The sequence below is a fragment of the Pseudoxanthomonas broegbernensis genome (assembly GCF_014202435.1).
Taxonomy (GTDB): domain Bacteria; phylum Pseudomonadota; class Gammaproteobacteria; order Xanthomonadales; family Xanthomonadaceae; genus Pseudoxanthomonas; species Pseudoxanthomonas broegbernensis.
The window spans coordinates 54,138-70,903 of record NZ_JACHGU010000005.1 but is presented as its reverse complement, the minus strand read 5'-3'; the positions used below and the strand labels follow the sequence as shown (position 1 = coordinate 70,903).

Genomic DNA, 16,766 nt, shown 5'->3' with positions numbered 1-16,766 from the left:
AGAAAGCCGGTGCCGGGCTCAGCCCAGCGAGGCGAGCCACTCGTCGTCGGAGCCTTCGTTCACGCCCTCGAACAGCGGGGTGGAGAAGTAGCGCTCGCCGGTGTCGGGCAGCATCGCCAGAAGCACCGAGCCCGGCTGCGCGTCGGCGGCGACCTTCAGCGCGGCGGCCACGGTGGCGCCGGCGGAGATGCCGGCGAAGATGCCTTCCTCGATGGCCAGGCGGCGGGAAGTGGCGAAGGCCTCTTCGTCGACCACGCCGACGATCTGGTGGGCGACCTCGCGGCTGAGCACGCCCGGCAGGAAGTCCGGGGTCCAGCCCTGCACCTTGTGCGGCTTCCACTCGTTGCCGCCCAGCAGCGAGGCGTTGGCCGGCTCGGCGGCGGTGATCTTCACCTCCGGGCGTGCGGTGCGCAGCACCTCGCCCACGCCGGTGAGGGTGCCGCCGGTGCCCCAGCCGCTGACGAAGTGGTCCAGGCGGCGGCCGGCGAAGTCGCGCAGGATCTCGGCGGCGGTGGTCTGCCGGTGGTAGGCCGGGTTGGCCTGGTTCTCGAACTGGCTGGCCAGGAACCAGCCGTGCTTCTTGGCCAGTTCCTCGGCCTTGCGCACCATGCCCACGCCGCGCTCGGCCGCCGCGGTCAGGATCACCTTGCCGCCGTAGGCGCGGATCAGCTTGCGGCGCTCGATCGAGAAGGTCTCGGTCATCACCGCCACGAACTTGTAGCCGCGCGCGGCGGCGACCATCGCCAGGGCCACGCCGGTGTTGCCGGAGGTGGCCTCCACGATCGTGCTGCCGGGCTTGAGCAGGCCGCGCGCCTCGGCGTCGAGGACGATGGCGATGGCCAGGCGGTCCTTGACCGAGCCGCCGGGATTGAAGGCTTCGACCTTCGCATACAGTTCCACGTGCGAGGGCGCGATGCGGTTCAGGCGGACGATCGGGGTGAAGCCGATGGTGTCGAGGATGCTGTTGTGGATGGCCATGCGGTGTTTTCCGTGGGTCGTGTGGATGTCGTGTGATGGGGTCTTCGATGCGGGGGCGGGTTCAGGCCGCCTGCGCCAGTGCCGGGGCGGGCGGCGTCAGCGGCGCGGCGCCGAACCAGTGCAGTTGCGCGGCCAGCCCGGCCACCTCGCCCAGGATCAGCAGCGCCGGCGAGGCGACCGCGTGGGCGCGCGCGGTCCGGGTCAGGTCGTCCAGGGTGCCGACGATCACGCGCTGCTCCGGGCGCGAGCCGTTCTCCACCAGCGCGAACGGCGTGGACGGCGCGCGCCCGGCGGCGAGCAGGCGCTCGCGCAGGCGTTCCAGCCCGGCCACGCCCATGTACACCGCCAGCGTCTGCCGCTCCTGCGCCAGCGCGTCCCAGTCCAGGGTGTCGACGCCATCGCGGCAGTGCGCGGTCATCAGCCGCAGCGACTGGGCGTGGTCGCGATGGGTGAGCGGGATGCCCGCGTAGGCCGCGCACGCCACCGCCGCGGTGATGCCCGGCACCACCCGGTAGGGGATGCCGTGCGCACGCAGGAATTCCAGCTCCTCGCCGCCGCGGCCGAACACGAACGGGTCGCCGCCCTTGAGCCGGACCACGCGCAGGCCGCTGCGCGCATGGCGCAGCATCAGCGCGTGGATGTCTTCCTGGGGAACGCTGTGGTGGCCGGCGGACTTGCCCACCTCCACCATCAGCGCGTCCGGATTGGCCAGGGCCAGCACCCCGGCGCCGACCAGGCGGTCGTACAGCACCACCTCGGCCGATGCCAGCGCCTGCGCGGCATGCAGAGTGAGCAGGCCCGGATCGCCCGGACCGGCGCCGACCAGGGTCACGCTGCCGGGCAGCAGAGAGGAGGGCGCGGCAGTGTTGGACGGCTGGTTCACGGACATGAAAGACGGAAACGGGAGGATGACCGTAGCGCCGGCTCATAACGAGCGGAAATAACTTGCCGCACAATGCACATGCATCCCGGTTATAAGATCGGTCGTGGAATGGGACTACAGTCAGGTCTCGCCCTCGCCGCGTATTCAGGTTATTGCCCGATGACGCTCACCCAGCTTCGCTACCTCGTGGCCATCGCCGACGCCGGGCTCAACATCACCCTGGCCGCCACCCGCGTGCACGCCACCCAGCCCGGCCTGTCCAAGCAGCTCAAGCAGTTGGAGGACGAACTGGGCTTCCTGTTGTTCGTGCGCAAGGGCCGCAGCCTGGAGGCGATCACCCCGGCCGGCGGCGAGGTGCTGGAGCGCGCCCGCGTGATCCTGGCCGAGACCGCCAACATCCGTGCCTATGCCGCCAACCAGCGCCGCGAGAGCCAGGGCCAACTGACCCTGACCACCACCCACACCCAGGCCCGCTTCGTGCTGCCGCCGGCCATCGCCCAGATCAAGCGCGCCTTCCCCCAGGTGAGCGTGCACCTGCAGCAGGCCACCGAGGGCGCCGCCCTGGACCTGCTGAGCCAGGGCGACGCCGACATGGCGGTGGTCAGCACCGCCGGCGGCGAGCCGCAGGGCGGAGTGGCGGTGCCGCTGTACCGCTGGCGCCGCCTGGCGCTGGTGCCGCGCGGGCATCCGCTGGACCGCACAGATCGCGCCCCGGACATCCAGGAGCTGTCGCAATACCCGCTGATCAGCTACGAGTCCTCGGTGCGCCCGGAGTCCTCCCTGCAGCGCGCCTTCGCCGGCGTCGGCCTGGAACCGGACCTGACCCTGACCGCGCTGGACGCGGACCTGATCAAGACCTACGTGCGCGCCGGCCTGGGCGTGGGCCTGCTGGCCGAGATGGCGGTGAGCCTGGGCGACACCGACCTGCGCGGCTGGCCGGCGCCCAAGGAGATCAGCGAGTGCATCGCCTGGGCGGTGCTGCCGCGCGAGCGCGTGCTGCGCGACTACGCCCTGGAGCTGGTCCACGTGCTGGCCCCGCAGATCGACAAGCGCGACCTGCGCCGCGTGCTGGACGGCAACCAGGAGCCGGACTGGCCCGACCCGCCGACATGGGAATCGTTGACGCAGACGATTACGAGCTGAGGACGTCTCGCTCGGCCCGCCCGCGAGAGCGCCAGGACACGATTGACCCGCATAGGCGCCAGGTGGAGCAGGGCGCCGCCGAGGATGGCCAGCGGGCCAGGGGGACTTCATGGCTCATCCAGGCGCGCCGCAGGCGCTACGGCCTGTCGCCAGCAGTCGCCGGCGACGGGCCCTTGAGTTCGATCACGTTGCCATCCGGGTCCGGGAAATACAGCGACAGCCCGTCGCCCTCCGCTCCGAAGTTCGTTTCCGCCGGGCCCAGCGGCGCCACACCGTGGCCATGCAGATGCGCGACCAGGCCGGCCGCGTCGAACGGCTCGATGCGCAGGCACAGGTGATCGACGTTGCGCGCGCCCTCCGCCGGCGCCGCGCCTCCGCGCGACCCAAGCGCGCCATCCACGCTTACCAGGTCGATCATCGAGGCGCCGGCGCGCAAGTGGACGAGCCCCAGGTGTTCGCGCCGGCGCACGACTTCGCAGCCGAGCACGCGGCCGTAGAAGTCGATGCTCCTGCCCAGGTCGCGGACCCGGAAGACGACGTGGTCGATGCGCTGGATGGAGAACGGGTGTGGCATCGTGGGTTCCATGAAGTGGCGGCGTTCCGCTGGAGCGGCGGGCGCGGCGCGGGCCTCCCCCGGATGTCAGGCCTGCCGCTGCGCCCGAGGGTACGCGACGAGCGCAGTGGCGTACCCGTGCCCGAGCTTATGCGCTTCCTCGAGGTGGGCGGCCTGTTCCATGTGCTTCCTCTCCTTCATCGCGTCGAGCCCACGGAGCCAGTGCGCCACCGGCTTGCCGTGGGCTTTTTCGATGGAAGGGACGTATGAGGCTGGCCGCATCACTGGCCACCTACCGGGCGCCATTCGATGCCCGCTCCCATGGCGCCACCGGCCCAGGATGCCGGCGAAACAGCGGATGGCACGCCGGTATGGCGATGCCGCTCCATCGGGCCAGTACGCCAGGATTGCGAGCCGACAGCTTGCCTTGTAGGTGTTTCCACTCGTACGCGAGCTGACCGGAACCGACGAAGATGGGCTGCACCGCCCGGATAGGCCCGATCTTCGAGCGGTCGAAGGCGTAGCCACGTTGTGTGGCCTCATCGCAGATTGCGGCCAGGTACGAGTTGACGGCCGAGCGGGGGTAGGCGTGCGCCCTGAACCGCTCCAGTTGCGGATGATGGGTGTAGCCGCGCGTCTTGCCGCCAAGAACGGCCTTGGCCAGCAGTGCTTCTCGCCAGAGTGCGACCAGGCCTTGTGGGTCCAGATACTTCGGATGCAATGACCAAAGTCGCATGCAGCGGTGCCTGATGCCAGGGCTAAGTCGTGCCGCGGAACGGCATCGGCTTGGGCGAAGCGCCGACTCCGCCCGCCGCATCTTGCAGCACGGCGTGCTCGGCCAGCTCCGCATCGATGAAGCCCGAAATCATCGCCCGATACACCTGCTCGGTGACGGCCGGGTTGGCGCCGAGCGCGCGTGCCAGCGCCACCGCCTTGCCGACGACTTGCTCGACCCGCTGGGGTGCGCGAACGTCGGCGGTGGAGGCCTTGAACGCGGCCGCTTGCTTGACGTAGGCGCCGCGCTCGGCCAGAAGGCCCACGATATGCTGGTCGATACGATCGATGTTCGAGCGGACCTGCTCGATGGAGCTGCAGGCCTCGATGGGGTTGGCGCTGTTGCTCATGCGTACTCCTGAAGCTGGTTGCCAGCTCACGCCCGGATTGAGCCAGTCGTGAAGCGGCCCGGATGAACCGTCATGCGGGACTGGCGGCCTTCAACCCGAAAACCATTCCGCGGGCCTGGAGAACGCCCCGCCCGGGTCGGTTTATGAAAAGCCCCGCAAAAGCGGGGTTCTTTTATCACGAACACGCAAGCGGCAGCGATCAGATCTCCTCGTGAATCCCGCACTCGCGCTTCAGGCCGAAGAAGCGGGTGTCCTCTTCCTTCATGCCCGGTTCCCACCGCGTGGTGGTGTGGAAGTCGCCGATGGAGACGTAGCCCTCGTGCCACAGCGGGTGGTAGGGCAGGTCGTGCTGCTTGAGGTACTGCCACACGTCGCGGTCGGTCCAGTCGGCGATCGGGTTGACCTTCAGGCGACGGTCGCGGCGTTGCAGGATCGGGGTGCCGGCGCGGCTGGCGGACTGGTTGCGGCGCAGGCCGGTGAACCAGGTGCCCACGGCCAGCTCGTCCAGGGCGCGGCGCATCGGCTCGACCTTGTGCAACTGGTTGTAGCTGTTGAGTCCTTCCAGTCCCTGTTCCCACAGGCGGCCGTGGCGCGCTTCGGTCCACGCGCGGCTGAACTGCGGGCGATAGACCTTGAGGTTCAGGCCCAGGCGCTGTGCGAGTTCGTCGGCGAAGCGGTAGGTCTCGGGAAAGAGGTAGCCGGTATCGACCAGGATCACCGGGATGTCGGGCCGGTGCCGGGTCACCAGGTGCAGGGTCACCGCCGATTGCGCGCCGAAGCTGGACGACAGCGCCGGGTTGCCGTGGCCGTGCGCCAGCGCCCAGGCCACGCGCGCGTCGGCGTCCATCGCTTCCAGGCGGGCGTTGAGCGTGTCCAGGTCGGGCGCGGAGACGGGCTCGGCGCCGTTGGCGGCTTCGTCGGTGGCGGTGACGGTCAGGCTCATCGGGAACTCCGGACGCGGGGGCTGAACATGGATCAGGCGCTGGCGCCGGCCATGGCTTCGGCCGGATCGACGCGGACGTGGGTGGGGTAGGCGGGCAACTCGATCAGGCCGGCGCGGTGCAGGAAGTCGCCGAAGTGTTCTTCCGGCTCGCGTTCGGCGGCGTAGCGCGCCAGCAGCGGGTCGAGCGCGGCCAGGATCTCCGGCTCGGTGACGTTCTCGCGGTACAGGGTGTTCATGCGCAGGCCGCGGTGGTCGCCGCCGAGCATCAGGTTGTAGCGGCCCACGGCCTTGCCCACCAGCGCGATCTCGGCCAGGTACGGGCGCGAGCAGCCGTTGGGACAGCCGGACACGCGCAGCAGGATCGGCTGCTCGCGCAGGCCGTGCTTGTCCAGCAGCGGCTCCAGGGCGCCCACGAAGCCGGGCAGGTAGCGCTCGGCCTCGGCCATGGCCAGGGCGCAGGTCGGCAGGGCCACGCAGGCCACGGCGCTGCGGGCCAGGGCGGTGGGCGCCTTGTTCTCCGAGTCCAGCGCGTGCTGCGCCACCAGCGCGTCGATGCGCTCGCGCTCGGCGGCCGGCACCCCGGCGATGATGAGGTTCTGGTTGCAGGTCATGCGGAAATGGCCACGATGGACGCGGGCGATCTCGCGCATGCCGGTCAGGTGCGGGCGGCCGGGGCGGTCGACGATGCGGCCGCTGGGCACGGAGAGGGTGAGGTGCCAGTGGCCGTCCTCGCCCTCGACCCAGCCGAAGCGGTCGCCGTTGTGGTCGAAGTGCCAGGGGCGGGCGGGCTGCAGCTTGAAGCCGGCGCGCTCCTCCATCATCGCCACGATCTTGTCCGAGCCGTGGTCGTCGATGGTGTACTTGAAGCGCGCGTGCTTGCGCTCGACGCGGTCGCCCAGGTCGCGCTGCACGGTCACCGCCGCCTCGGCGATGGTGAACACCTGGTCGGGGGTGACGAAGCCGATCACGTTGGCCAGGCGCGGGTAGTGGGCGGCGATGCTGTGGCTGGCGCCCATGCCGCCGCCGATGGCCACGTTGAAGCCGGCCAGCTCGCCGGCCGCGTCGACGATGGCGATCAGGCCCAGGTCGTTGGCGAACACGTCCACGTCGTTGAGCGGGGGCACCGCCACGGCGATCTTGAACTTGCGCGGCAGGTAGGCGTCGCCGTAGAGGGGCTCCTGCTCCTGGCCGCTTTCGGCCACCTTCTCCTCGTCCAGCCACACCTCGTAGTAGGCGCGGGTCTTGGGCTTGAAGTGGAGCGACAGGCGCTGCGCCCAGTCGTGCACCTGGGCATGCAGGCGCGACTGCAGCGGGTTGGTGGCGCCCAGCACGTTGCGGTTGACGTCGCCGCAGGCGGACACGGTGTCCAGCATGGCGGCGTTGATCGCCTGCATGGTCTCCTTCAGCTCGCGCTTGATCACTCCGTGGATCTGGAAGGTCTGGCGGGTGGTCACGCGCAGCGAGTGGTTGGCGTAGGCGGTGGCGATGGCGTCCAGCTTCAGCCACTGCTCGGGGGTGAACACCCCGCCCGGCGCGCGGATGCGGATCATGAACTGGTGCGCGGGCTCCAGCTTCTGCCGGCGGCGCTCGTCGCGCAGGTCGCGGTCGTCCTGCTGGTAGCTGCCGTGGAACTTGATGGTGCGCTGGTCCTCGAAGTTCAGCGAGCCGGTGACGGCATCGTCCAGCCCGGCCTCCATCGTGCCGCGCAGGCGGCGGCTGTTGATCTTGATGTCTTCGACCGAAGGGTGGCTCATGGCGTTGGCTGGGAGTCCGGTAGGGGGAGCGCGGGCGGAAGGGGCGGCGGTGTCAGTAGACGTCGCGGCCGTAGCGGCCTTCGGTCTGCAACCGGGTGAGGTATTCGGCGGCGGCCTCGGCGTCGCCGCCGTTGTTCGCGGCCACGATGTCCAGCAGCGCGGCGTGCACGTCCTTGCCCATGGCGATGGCGCCGCACACGTACAGGTGCGCGCCGTTCTGCAGCCAGTCGTAGACGTCGCGGCCGCGCTCGCGCAGGCGCTGCTGGACGTAGACGCGCTGCGCCTGGTCGCGGGAGAAGGCCAGGTCGATGCGGTGCAGCTCGCCGCGCTCCAGCGCCTCCTGCCACTCGGTCTGGTACAGGAAGCCGGTGTTGAAGTGCTGGGCGCCGAAGAACAGCCAGTTGCGGCCGCCGGCGCCGGTCTCGGCGCGTTCCTGGACGAAGGCGCGGAACGGGGCCACGCCGGTGCCGGGGCCGATCATGATGATGTCGCGCGAGGCATCGGCGGGAACGCGGAAGCGCTCGTTGGGCTCGATGTAGACCGGCACCTGCGCGCCTTCCTCCAGGGCGGCCAGGAAGCCGCTGGCGGCGCCGAGGTGGTCGTGGCCGTGGGCCTGGTAGCCCAGCACGTCCACGGTCAGGTGCACCTCCTCGCCCACGCGCTTGCGGCTGGAGGCGATGGAGTACAGGCGATGGGTCTGCGGGCGCAGCGCGGCCAGCAGCGCATCCGGTGCCCACGAGGCCGGCCAGCGGCGCAGCACGTCGACCAGTTGGTGGTCGCCCAGCAGCGCGGCCAGTCCGGCGTTGCCCGGCTCCAGCAATTGCTGCAGCTCCGCCGCGCCGGAGCGCTCGGCGTGCGCGGCCAGAAACGGGCGCGACAGGCGGGTCAGCTCGCGGCGGGCGGCCAGCGCTTCGGCCAGCGGCAGCGACTGGCCGTCCAGGGCGGCGGCGGCATCGCCGTCCAGCCCGGTAGCCTGCAGCACCGCCTCCACCAGCGCGGGCGGGTTGCGGTGATGGATGCCCAGCGCGTCGCCCGGCTCGTAGGCCAGGCCGGAGCCTTCCAGCGACAGCTCGATGTGGCGCACGTCCTTGTCGAGGGTGGCGTAGGTCTGGAAGCCGGTGCCCCGGAACTCGCGGCCGGTGATGCGCTGGCTGGCCAGCAGCTCGGCCTGGAACGGGCGCTCGTGGGTCCAGGCCGCGGCCGGGCGCAGCGGGGTGACCGTGGCCACGTGCGCGGCGGCCGGGGCGGCGGCCTTGAGCAGCTCGCCGGCCTTGGCCAGCGCGTTGTCGCGCCAGGGCGCGGCCACGGTGTCGATGTCGACGTCGGCCTGGCCCAGGTCGGCCAGGCGCTGGGCGCCCAGCTCGGCCAGGCGCGCGTCCAGCTTGCGGGCGATGCCGCAGAAGTCGACGTAGCTGGAGTCGCCCAGGCCGAGCACGGCGAACTTCAGCTCCGGCAGCTTCGGCGCGCGCCTGCCCAGCAGGAATTCGGTGAAGCCGATGGCGTCGTCCGGCGGGTCGCCCTCGCCCTGGGTGCTGATCACCACGTACAGCAGGCGCTCGCCGGCCAGCTCGCGGGTGGGGTAGGTGTCGGTGCGGGCCAGGCGCACGGCCAGGCCGGCGGCCTCGGCGGCCTGGACGATCTTCTCCGCCTCGCGGCGGGCGTTGCCGGTCTGGCTGCCGTACAGCACGGTCAGGCGCTGGCTGGCCTGCGGCGCGGCGGCGGCGGCCGGGGCGCCGCCGGGCAGCACCGCCAGGTGCGGGGCGGCATGGCCCTGGGCCAGGCCGGCGGTATAGCCGGACAGCCACCACAGCGAAGGGCCGTCCAGGCCCTCGACCAGCCGGGCCAGCAGCACCTTGCGGTCCTCGTTGAGCGGGCTGGGGGGCAGGGCGGGGGACGCAGCGGTCATTTCGGGCGGGCCTGGCACGGGGTCGGCATCGACGGGCCACCGATGTTAGGAAAGTGCGAAGCGCGGCTGAAACGGCTTGTGGTTATTCGCTTATGCTCTGTGCTTATTTCATCGGCAGGGCCGCCGCGCGAATACTCGCCGTCCCGAACGGTCCCGGTCCGGAGCGCGTCTCCGGCCCCTGGGCGCGTCCGTCGCCGGAGGCCCACGGCCCCCGCCCGCCACGATTCCTTCCCGAAAGACCCGATGAGCCTGGCCCACCGTCTGTCCCACCTCGACCGCCTGGAGGCGGAGAGCATCCACATCCTGCGCGAGGTCGCCGCCGAGTTCCGCAACCCGGTGCTGCTGTACTCGGTGGGCAAGGACAGCTCGGTGCTGCTGCACCTGCTGCTCAAGGCCTTCGCCCCGGCGCCGCCGCCGATCCCGCTGCTGCACGTGGACACGCGCTGGAAGTTCCGCGAGATGATCGCCTTCCGCGACCTCCGCGCCGCCGAGACCGGGGTGGAGCTGCGGGTGCACATCAACCCCGACGGCATCGCCCAGGACATCGGCCCGATCAGCCACGGCGCCACCGTGCACACCGACGTGATGAAGACCCAGGGCCTGAAGCAGGCGCTGGACAAGTGGCGGTTCGACGCGGCCATCGGCGGGGCGCGGCGCGACGAGGAGAAGTCGCGGGCCAAGGAGCGCGTGTTCTCGTTCCGCAACGAACACCACCGCTGGGACCCCAAGCGCCAGCGCCCGGAGCTGTGGAACCTGTACAACGCCCGCATCCGCAAGGGCGAGAGCGTGCGCGCCTTCCCGCTGTCCAACTGGACCGAGCTGGACGTGTGGCTGTACATCTACCGCGAGAAGATCCCGGTGGTGCCGCTGTACCTGGCCGCCGAGCGCCCCGTGGTCGAGCGCGACGGCGCCCTGATCCTGGTCGACGACGAGCGGCTGCCGCTCAAGCCCGGCGAGGTCCCGCAACTGCGCAAGGTGCGCTTCCGCACTCTGGGCTGCTACCCGCTGACCGGGGCGATCGAGTCGCAGGCCGACACCCTGGAGAAGATCATCGCCGAGATGCTGGTGGCCACCAGTTCCGAGCGCCAGGGCCGGGTGATCGACCACGATCCCACCGCCTCGATGGAGAAGAAGAAGCTGGAGGGCTATTTCTGATGGGCACGGAAGCGGCGGGCACCCCCGTCACCGACATCGCCGGCTACCTGCGCCAGCACGAGGACAAGCCGCTGCTGCGCTTCATCACCTGCGGCAGCGTGGACGACGGCAAGAGCACCCTGATCGGGCGCCTGCTGTACGAGAGCAAGCGCCTGTTCGACGACCAGCTCGCCGCGCTGGAGGCCGACAGCCGCCGCCACGGCACCCAGGGCGAGCGCGTCGACTACGCGCTGCTGATGGACGGCCTGGCCGCCGAGCGCGAGCAGGGCATCACCATCGACGTGGCTTACCGCTACTTCGACACCGACAAGCGCAAGTTCATCGTCGCCGACTGCCCCGGCCACGAGCAGTACACCCGCAACATGGCCACCGGCGCCTCCACCGCCGACCTGGCCGTGGTCCTGGTGGATGCGCGCAAGGGCCTGCTGCCGCAGACCCGCCGGCACAGCTACATCGTCTCCCTGCTGGGCATCCGCAACGTGGTCCTGGCGGTGAACAAGATGGACCTGGTGGGCTACGACCGGGAGACGTTCGAGGCCATCGCCGACGGCTACCGCGCGCTGGCCGCGCAGTTGGGCATCGCCAACGTGCGGATCATCCCGCTGTCGGCGCTGGAGGGCGACAACCTGCTGCAGCGCTCGGCCAACACGCCGTGGTACGACGGCCCGGCGCTGCTGGAGCACCTGGAGTCGGTGGAGGTGGACGACGGCGACGCCGCCGCCGGCCTGCGCCTGCAGGTGCAGTGGGTCAACCGGCCCAACCCGGACTTCCGCGGCTTCGCCGGCACCATCGCCTCCGGCGAGGCGCGGCCGGGCGACGAGGTCGTGGTGCTGCCCTCGGCGCGGCGCTCGACCATCGCCCAGGTGCTGGGCCCGGACGGCCCGGTCGAGCGCGCCGCCGCCGGCCAGGCGGTGACCCTCACCCTGGGCGACGAGATCGACGTCAGCCGCGGCGACGTGATCGCCGCCGCCGGCGACCCGCCGCCGGTGGCCGACCAGTTCGCCGCCCACGTGCTGTGGATGAGCGACGCGCCGCTGCTGCCGGGCCGGCCGTACTGGCTGAAGGTCGGCGCGCGCACCGTGGCCGCCAGCATCAGCGAGATCAAGTACCGGGTGGACGTGAACACCCAGGAGCACCTGGCGGCCAAGCGCCTGGAGCTCAACGAGGTGGGCTACTGCAACCTCAGCCTGGAAGAGCCCATCGCCTTCGCCCCCTACGCGGAGAACCGCGCCCTGGGCGGCTTCATCCTGATCGACCGCCAGAACAACGACACCGTTGCCGCCGGCACCCTGGACTTCGCCCTGCGCCGCGCCGACAACGTGCACTGGCAGCACATCGACGTGGACAAGGCCGCGCGCGCCCGGATCAAGGGCCAGGCGCCGAAGGTGCTGTGGTTCACCGGCCTGTCCGGCGCCGGCAAGTCGACCATCGCCAACCTCGTGGACAAGCGCCTGCACGCGCTGGGCTACCACACCTTCGTCCTGGACGGCGACAACGTCCGCCACGGCCTCAACCGCGACCTGGGCTTCACCGACGAGGACCGGGTCGAGAACATCCGCCGCGTGGCCGAGGTGGCGCGGCTGATGGCCGACGCCGGGCTGATCGTGCTGGTCAGCTTCATCTCCCCGTTCCGGGCCGAGCGGCGCATGGCGCGCGAGCTGTTTGCCGAGGGCGAGTTCGTCGAGGTGTTCGTCGACGTGCCCCTGGAAGTGGCCGAGGGGCGCGACGTCAAGGGCCTGTACCGCAAGGCCCGCGCCGGGCTGATCCCCAACTTCACCGGGATCGATTCGCCCTACGAGGCGCCGGAGCGACCGGAAGTCCACCTGGACGCGGCCGGCACCGCGTCCGAGGCGCTGGTGGCCCGGGTGCTGGAGGCGCTGGACCTGGACTGGGGCGCCGGCACCTCGTGGCTGTAGGCGCGCGTCCGCGCCGGCCTTTTCGCGCATCGGACTGAGCTGTCAACCAAAAGACATGTGCGACCGTTAACAATCGCCCGATACACTGGACGATTGGTGCATGAAGGCAGCGAGGCGGTCGATGGCGTCACGAGTCCTGGCGGGCGGTTGGATCCTGGTCGGCGTCCTGGGGATGGCGGCCTGTGGCCGGGATGCATCGCCGCCGCATGCGGCCGCGCCGATCCCGGTCACCACCGCCACGGTGCGGTCGCAAGCCTGGAGCGATACCGTGCACGCGCTGGGCACGGTGCATGCGCGCGAATCGGTGACCTTGACCGCCAAGGTCAGCGAGATCGTCGACCAGGTGCATTTCCAGAGCGGGCAGCAGGTCCAGGCCGGGCAGCCGCTGGTGACCCTGCGGGTGGCCGCGCAGCAGGCCGCGCTGGTGGAGGCCCAGGCCGCCGCCGACGAGGCCGAGCAGCAGCTCCGGCGCCTGCAGGGCCTGGCCGGGCAGCAACTGGTGTCGCGGTCCACGCTCGACGCCCAGCGCGCCACCCGCGACGCCGCCGCCGCGCGGGTGCGGCAGATGCGCTCGGACATCGCCGACCGCCACGTGCGCGCGCCGTTCGCCGGCGTGCTCGGCATCCGCCAGGTCAGCCCCGGCGCCCTGCTCACGCCCAACGCGGTGATCGCCACGCTGGACGACATCTCGCGGGTGTACGCCGATTTCCAGGTGCCGGAGGCGGCGCTGTCGGCGATCGCGCCGGGTGCCCGGGTGGCCGCCAGCGGCGCGGCCTGGCCGGGCCACGCCTTCGAGGGCGAGGTGGAGACCGTGGTGGCGCGGATCGACCCGGTCACCCGCACCGTCACCGTGCGCGCGGCCTTCGACAACCCCGAGCGGCGGCTGCGCCCGGGCATGCTGCTGCAGGTGAGCCTGTTCCGCCCACAGCGGGAGGCGCTGGTGGTGCCGGAGATCGCCGTGGTGCAGGTGGGCCGGGAGTCGTTCGTGTACCGGGTGGGCGAAGACGGCAAGGTCGAGCGCGCGGTGGTGGAGACCGGCGTGCGCCGCGACGGCCTGGCCGAGGTGGTCCGCGGGCTGCACGCAGGCGACCGGGTCGTGGTCGACGGGACCGGCAAGCTGCGCCCGGGGGTGAGCGTGACCGAGGCCGCGCCGGCGGAGGCGCCGCCGCAAAAGGACGCGGACGCCGGCGCACCGGCCCGGGACTGAGCCGATGAAGCTGTCCGACCTGTCGATCAAGCGCCCGGTGTTCGCCGCGGTGGTGAGCCTGCTGCTGGTGGTGCTGGGCGTGATGTCGTTCATGCGCCTGACCTTGCGCGAGCTGCCCAACATCGACCCGCCGATCGTCTCGGTGCAGGTCAACTACCCCGGTGCCTCGGCGGCGGTGGTGGAGACCCGCATCACCCAGATCCTGGAAGACGGACTGGCCGGCATCGAGGGCATCCGCACCATCCAGTCCTCCAGCCGCAACGGCCGCGCGGACGTGACCATCGAGTTCAACCTCACCCGCGACATCGAGGCCGCGGCCAACGACGTGCGCGACCGGGTCAGCCGGGTGATGGACCGCATGCCCGAGGAGGCCGACCCGCCGGAGATCGCCAAGGTCGAGGCCGACGCCGACGTCATCATCTGGCTCAACATGCGCTCCACCGCGATGGACACGATGGAGCTGACCGACTACGCCGACCGCTACGTGGTCGACCGCCTGTCCTCGCTGGACGGCGTGGCCCGGGTGCAGTTGGGCGGCGGCCAGCGCTACGCCATGCGCATCTGGCTGGACCGCGACGCGATGGCCGCGCGCGGGATCGCCGCCTCCGACGTGGAGCGCGCGCTGCGCGCCGAGAACGTGGAGCTGCCGGCCGGGCGCATCGAGTCGCAGGACCGCGACTTCACCCTGCGGGTGGAGCGCGGCTACCGCCAGCCGGAGCAGTTCGCGCAATTGCCGCTGGGCAAGGGCGCGGACGGCTACGTGGTGCGGCTGGGCGACGTGGCCGCCGTCGAGCTGGGCCCGGAGGAACGCCGCGCCTACCTGCGCAGCAACGGCGTGCCCAACGTGGGCCTGGGCATCGTGCGCACCTCCACCGCCAACGCGCTGGACGTGGCCCGCGCCGCGCGCGCGGAGGCGGAAGTCATCCAGAAGAGCCTGCCCGAGGGCACCGACATCTTCGTGGCCTACGACAGCACCACCTTCATCGAGGCCTCGATCGAGCGCGTGTACTGGACCCTGGCCGAGGCCATGGTCCTGGTGTTCGGGGTGATCTGGCTGTTCCTGGGCAGCCTGCGCGCCGCGCTGATCCCGGCGGTGACGGTGCCGGTGTGCCTGGTGGCTGCGTTCATCGCCCTGTACGCCTTCGGCTTCTCGATCAACCTGCTCACCCTGCTGGCGCTGGTGCTGTGCATCGGGCTGGTGGTCGACGACGCCATCGTGGTGCTGGAGAACGTGCAGCGCCGCGCCGACCTGGGCGAGCCGCCGCTGGTGGCCGCCCGCCGCGGCACCGCGCAGGTGGCCTTCGCGGTGATCGCCACCACCGCGGTGCTGGTGGCGGTGTTCCTGCCGGTGGGCTTCATGGAGGGCAACACCGGGCGGCTGTTCCGCGAGCTGTCGGTGGCGCTGGCCGCGGCGGTGGCGATCTCCGCGTTCGTGGCGTTGACCCTGACGCCGATGATGTCGTCCAAGCTGGTGCGCCCGCATGCCGCGCCGCGCGGCCTCAACGCCTGGACCCAGCGCAGCCTGGATCGCCTGGGCGCCGGCTATGGCCGCCAGGTGGAGCGCCTGGTCGGCCTGCCCGGCACGCGGATCGCGGCGCTGCTGCTGGCGGCGATGGCGCTGTGCGCGGCGCTGGTGGCGGTGCTGGGCCTGCGCGTGCCCAGCGAGCTGGCGCCGGCCGAGGACCGCGGCCGCTTCTTCGTGATGGTCGACGGCCCCGAGGGCGCGGGCTTCGACTACACGGTGGCGCAGATGCAGCAGGTCGAGCGGATCGTGCTGGACCGGGTCGGTGCGGACGGGCCGATCCAGCGTGCCAACTCGCGCGCGCCGCGCAGTTGGGGCGGCGGCGAGGAGATGCATACCGGGCAGGTGATCGTGTTCCTGCAGCCCTGGAACAAGCGCGAGGAGAGCACCGACGAGGTGGTGGCGCAGTTGCGCGCGCAGTTCGCCGCCCTGCCGGGCGTGAACGTGCGCGCCAACGTGCCCGGCGGCCTGGTCGGCAGCCGCGGCCAGCGCTACCAACTGGTGCTGGGCGGGCCGGACTACGCCGAACTGGCGCAGTGGCGCGACCGGGTGCTGCAGCGGATGGAATCCAACCCAGGCATCCAGGACCCGGACTCGGACTACAAGGAGACCCGGCCGCAGATGCGGGTGAACATCGACCGCGAGCGCGCGGCCGACCTGGGCGTGTCGGTGCAGGAGATCGGCAGCACCCTGGAGACCATGATGGGCTCGCGCCGGGTCACCACCTACGTGCAGGAGGGCGAGGAGTACTACGTGATGCTGCAGGCCGGGCGCGACAAGCGCATGGACCCGTCCGACCTGGCGCGCACCTACGTGCGCGGCGGCGGCGGCGAGCTGGTGCCGCTGTCCAACCTGGTGACCCTGAGCGAGCTGGCCGAGCCGGGCACGTTCAACCGCTTCAACCGCCTGCGCGCGATCACCATCAGCGCCGGCCTGGCGCCGGGCTATTCGATGGGCCAGGCCCTGGCCTGGACCCGGCAGGTGGTGGCCGAGGAACTGCCGGACTACGCCCAGATCGACTGGAAGGGCGAGTCGCGCGAGTACCAGGAGGCCGGCGGCGCGGTGGTGCTGACCTTCGCCCTGGCGCTGCTGATCGTGTACCTGGTGCTGGCCGCGCAGTTCGAGAGTTTCCTGCACCCGCTGGTGATCATGCTCACCGTGCCGCTGGCGGTGCTGGGCGCGCTGATCGGGCTGTGGGCCACCGGCGGCACGCTCAACCTGTTCAGCCAGATCGGCATCGTGATGCTGATCGGCCTGGCGGCCAAGAACGGCATTCTCATCGTCGAGTTCGCCAACCAGTTGCGCGACCAGGGGCGCAGCGTGGCCCAGGCCATCGCCGGCTCGGCACGGGTGCGGCTGCGGCCGATCCTGATGACCTCGGTGGCCACCGTGGTCGGCGCGGTGCCGCTGGTGGCCGCCGGCGGGCCGGGCTCGGCCAGCCGGGCGACCATCGGCATCGTGATCATCTTCGGGGTGAGCTTTTCCACCCTGTTGTCGCTGTACGTGGTGCCGGCGTTCTACGCGCTGCTGGCGCCGTACACGCGCTCGCCCGAGGCGCTGGCCCAGGCATTGGAGAAGCTGGAAGCGGAAACGCCGGCGGTGGGCGGGCACGACTGAGCGCATGACTTCCGTCACGTCTGCCTCGCGGGCGGACGTGTTCCACTCCGGCGATACGTCTTCGG

At 71.2% G+C, this 16,766-nt stretch carries 13 protein-coding genes and 1 pseudogene; 5 read left to right on the top strand and 9 right to left on the bottom strand.

What is annotated here, in order from left to right; translation table 11 throughout:
* Positions 1 to 18 precede the first annotated feature (18 nt).
* Both cysK and cobA read right to left on the bottom strand, forming a co-directional pair.
* The gene (cysK, locus tag HNR76_RS11110) at positions 19 to 978 is read right to left on the bottom strand and encodes a cysteine synthase A (protein ID WP_162310342.1); all 960 of its coding nucleotides are present in this window, start codon (positions 976 to 978) and stop codon (positions 19 to 21) included.
* Positions 979 to 1,039: 61 nt separating this feature from the next.
* Positions 1,040 to 1,846, bottom strand: a pseudogene (gene cobA, locus HNR76_RS11105) (uroporphyrinogen-III C-methyltransferase); the annotation flags it as partial.
* Positions 1,847 to 2,020: 174 nt separating this feature from the next.
* Here cobA and HNR76_RS11100 point away from each other — a divergent pair.
* The gene (locus tag HNR76_RS11100) at positions 2,021 to 3,004 is read left to right on the top strand and encodes a LysR family transcriptional regulator (RefSeq protein ID WP_162310344.1); all 984 of its coding nucleotides are present in this window, start codon (positions 2,021 to 2,023) and stop codon (positions 3,002 to 3,004) included.
* 136 nt (positions 3,005 to 3,140) lie between these two features.
* Here HNR76_RS11100 and HNR76_RS11095 read toward each other — a convergent pair whose 3' ends face one another.
* The 7 genes from HNR76_RS11095 to HNR76_RS11065 form a co-directional block, all read right to left on the bottom strand.
* A complete protein-coding gene (locus tag HNR76_RS11095; protein WP_170298592.1) occupies positions 3,141 to 3,578 on the bottom strand; it encodes a VOC family protein in 438 nt (145 codons plus the stop codon).
* 66 nt (positions 3,579 to 3,644) lie between these two features.
* On the bottom strand, positions 3,645 to 3,839 hold the full coding sequence (locus HNR76_RS11090) for a DUF4287 domain-containing protein (protein ID WP_211373168.1): 195 nt from the start codon (positions 3,837 to 3,839) through the stop codon (positions 3,645 to 3,647).
* A 10-nt stretch (positions 3,840 to 3,849) separates the two neighbouring features.
* The gene (locus HNR76_RS11085) at positions 3,850 to 4,293 is read right to left on the bottom strand and encodes a pyrimidine dimer DNA glycosylase/endonuclease V (RefSeq protein ID WP_162310347.1); all 444 of its coding nucleotides are present in this window, start codon (positions 4,291 to 4,293) and stop codon (positions 3,850 to 3,852) included.
* A 22-nt stretch (positions 4,294 to 4,315) separates the two neighbouring features.
* A complete protein-coding gene (locus tag HNR76_RS11080; protein WP_162310348.1) occupies positions 4,316 to 4,681 on the bottom strand; it encodes a chorismate mutase in 366 nt (121 codons plus the stop codon).
* 199 nt (positions 4,682 to 4,880) lie between these two features.
* Positions 4,881 to 5,624 (bottom strand): phosphoadenylyl-sulfate reductase, encoded by a 744-nt coding sequence (locus tag HNR76_RS11075; RefSeq protein ID WP_162310349.1) that lies wholly within the window; start codon positions 5,622 to 5,624, stop codon positions 4,881 to 4,883.
* A 32-nt stretch (positions 5,625 to 5,656) separates the two neighbouring features.
* The gene (cysI, locus tag HNR76_RS11070) at positions 5,657 to 7,378 is read right to left on the bottom strand and encodes an assimilatory sulfite reductase (NADPH) hemoprotein subunit (protein WP_162310350.1); all 1,722 of its coding nucleotides are present in this window, start codon (positions 7,376 to 7,378) and stop codon (positions 5,657 to 5,659) included.
* 52 nt (positions 7,379 to 7,430) lie between these two features.
* Complete coding sequence (locus HNR76_RS11065; RefSeq protein WP_162310351.1) at positions 7,431 to 9,284, bottom strand: assimilatory sulfite reductase (NADPH) flavoprotein subunit; 1,854 nt, start codon at positions 9,282 to 9,284, stop codon at positions 7,431 to 7,433.
* A gap of 243 nt (positions 9,285 to 9,527) precedes the next feature.
* On the opposite strand from HNR76_RS11065, the gene cysD reads away from it, so the two are divergent.
* The 4 genes from cysD to HNR76_RS11045 all read left to right on the top strand — a co-directional run bounded on the left by cysD (position 9,528) and on the right by HNR76_RS11045 (position 16,701).
* Positions 9,528 to 10,439, top strand: a complete 912-nt coding sequence (gene cysD, locus HNR76_RS11060) for a sulfate adenylyltransferase subunit CysD (RefSeq protein WP_162310352.1) — start codon at positions 9,528 to 9,530, stop codon at positions 10,437 to 10,439.
* Positions 10,439 to 12,355 (top strand): sulfate adenylyltransferase subunit CysN, encoded by a 1,917-nt coding sequence (gene cysN, locus HNR76_RS11055; RefSeq protein ID WP_162310353.1) that lies wholly within the window; start codon positions 10,439 to 10,441, stop codon positions 12,353 to 12,355. The genes cysD and cysN overlap by 1 nt, the downstream gene beginning before the upstream one ends.
* Positions 12,356 to 12,476: 121 nt before the next feature.
* Positions 12,477 to 13,562, top strand: a complete 1,086-nt coding sequence (locus tag HNR76_RS11050) for an efflux RND transporter periplasmic adaptor subunit (RefSeq protein ID WP_162310354.1) — start codon at positions 12,477 to 12,479, stop codon at positions 13,560 to 13,562.
* A 4-nt stretch (positions 13,563 to 13,566) separates the two neighbouring features.
* Positions 13,567 to 16,701: an efflux RND transporter permease subunit gene (locus tag HNR76_RS11045; RefSeq protein WP_162310355.1), complete on the top strand. Its 3,135-nt coding sequence runs from the start codon at positions 13,567 to 13,569 to the stop codon at positions 16,699 to 16,701.
* Positions 16,702 to 16,766 lie beyond the last annotated feature (65 nt).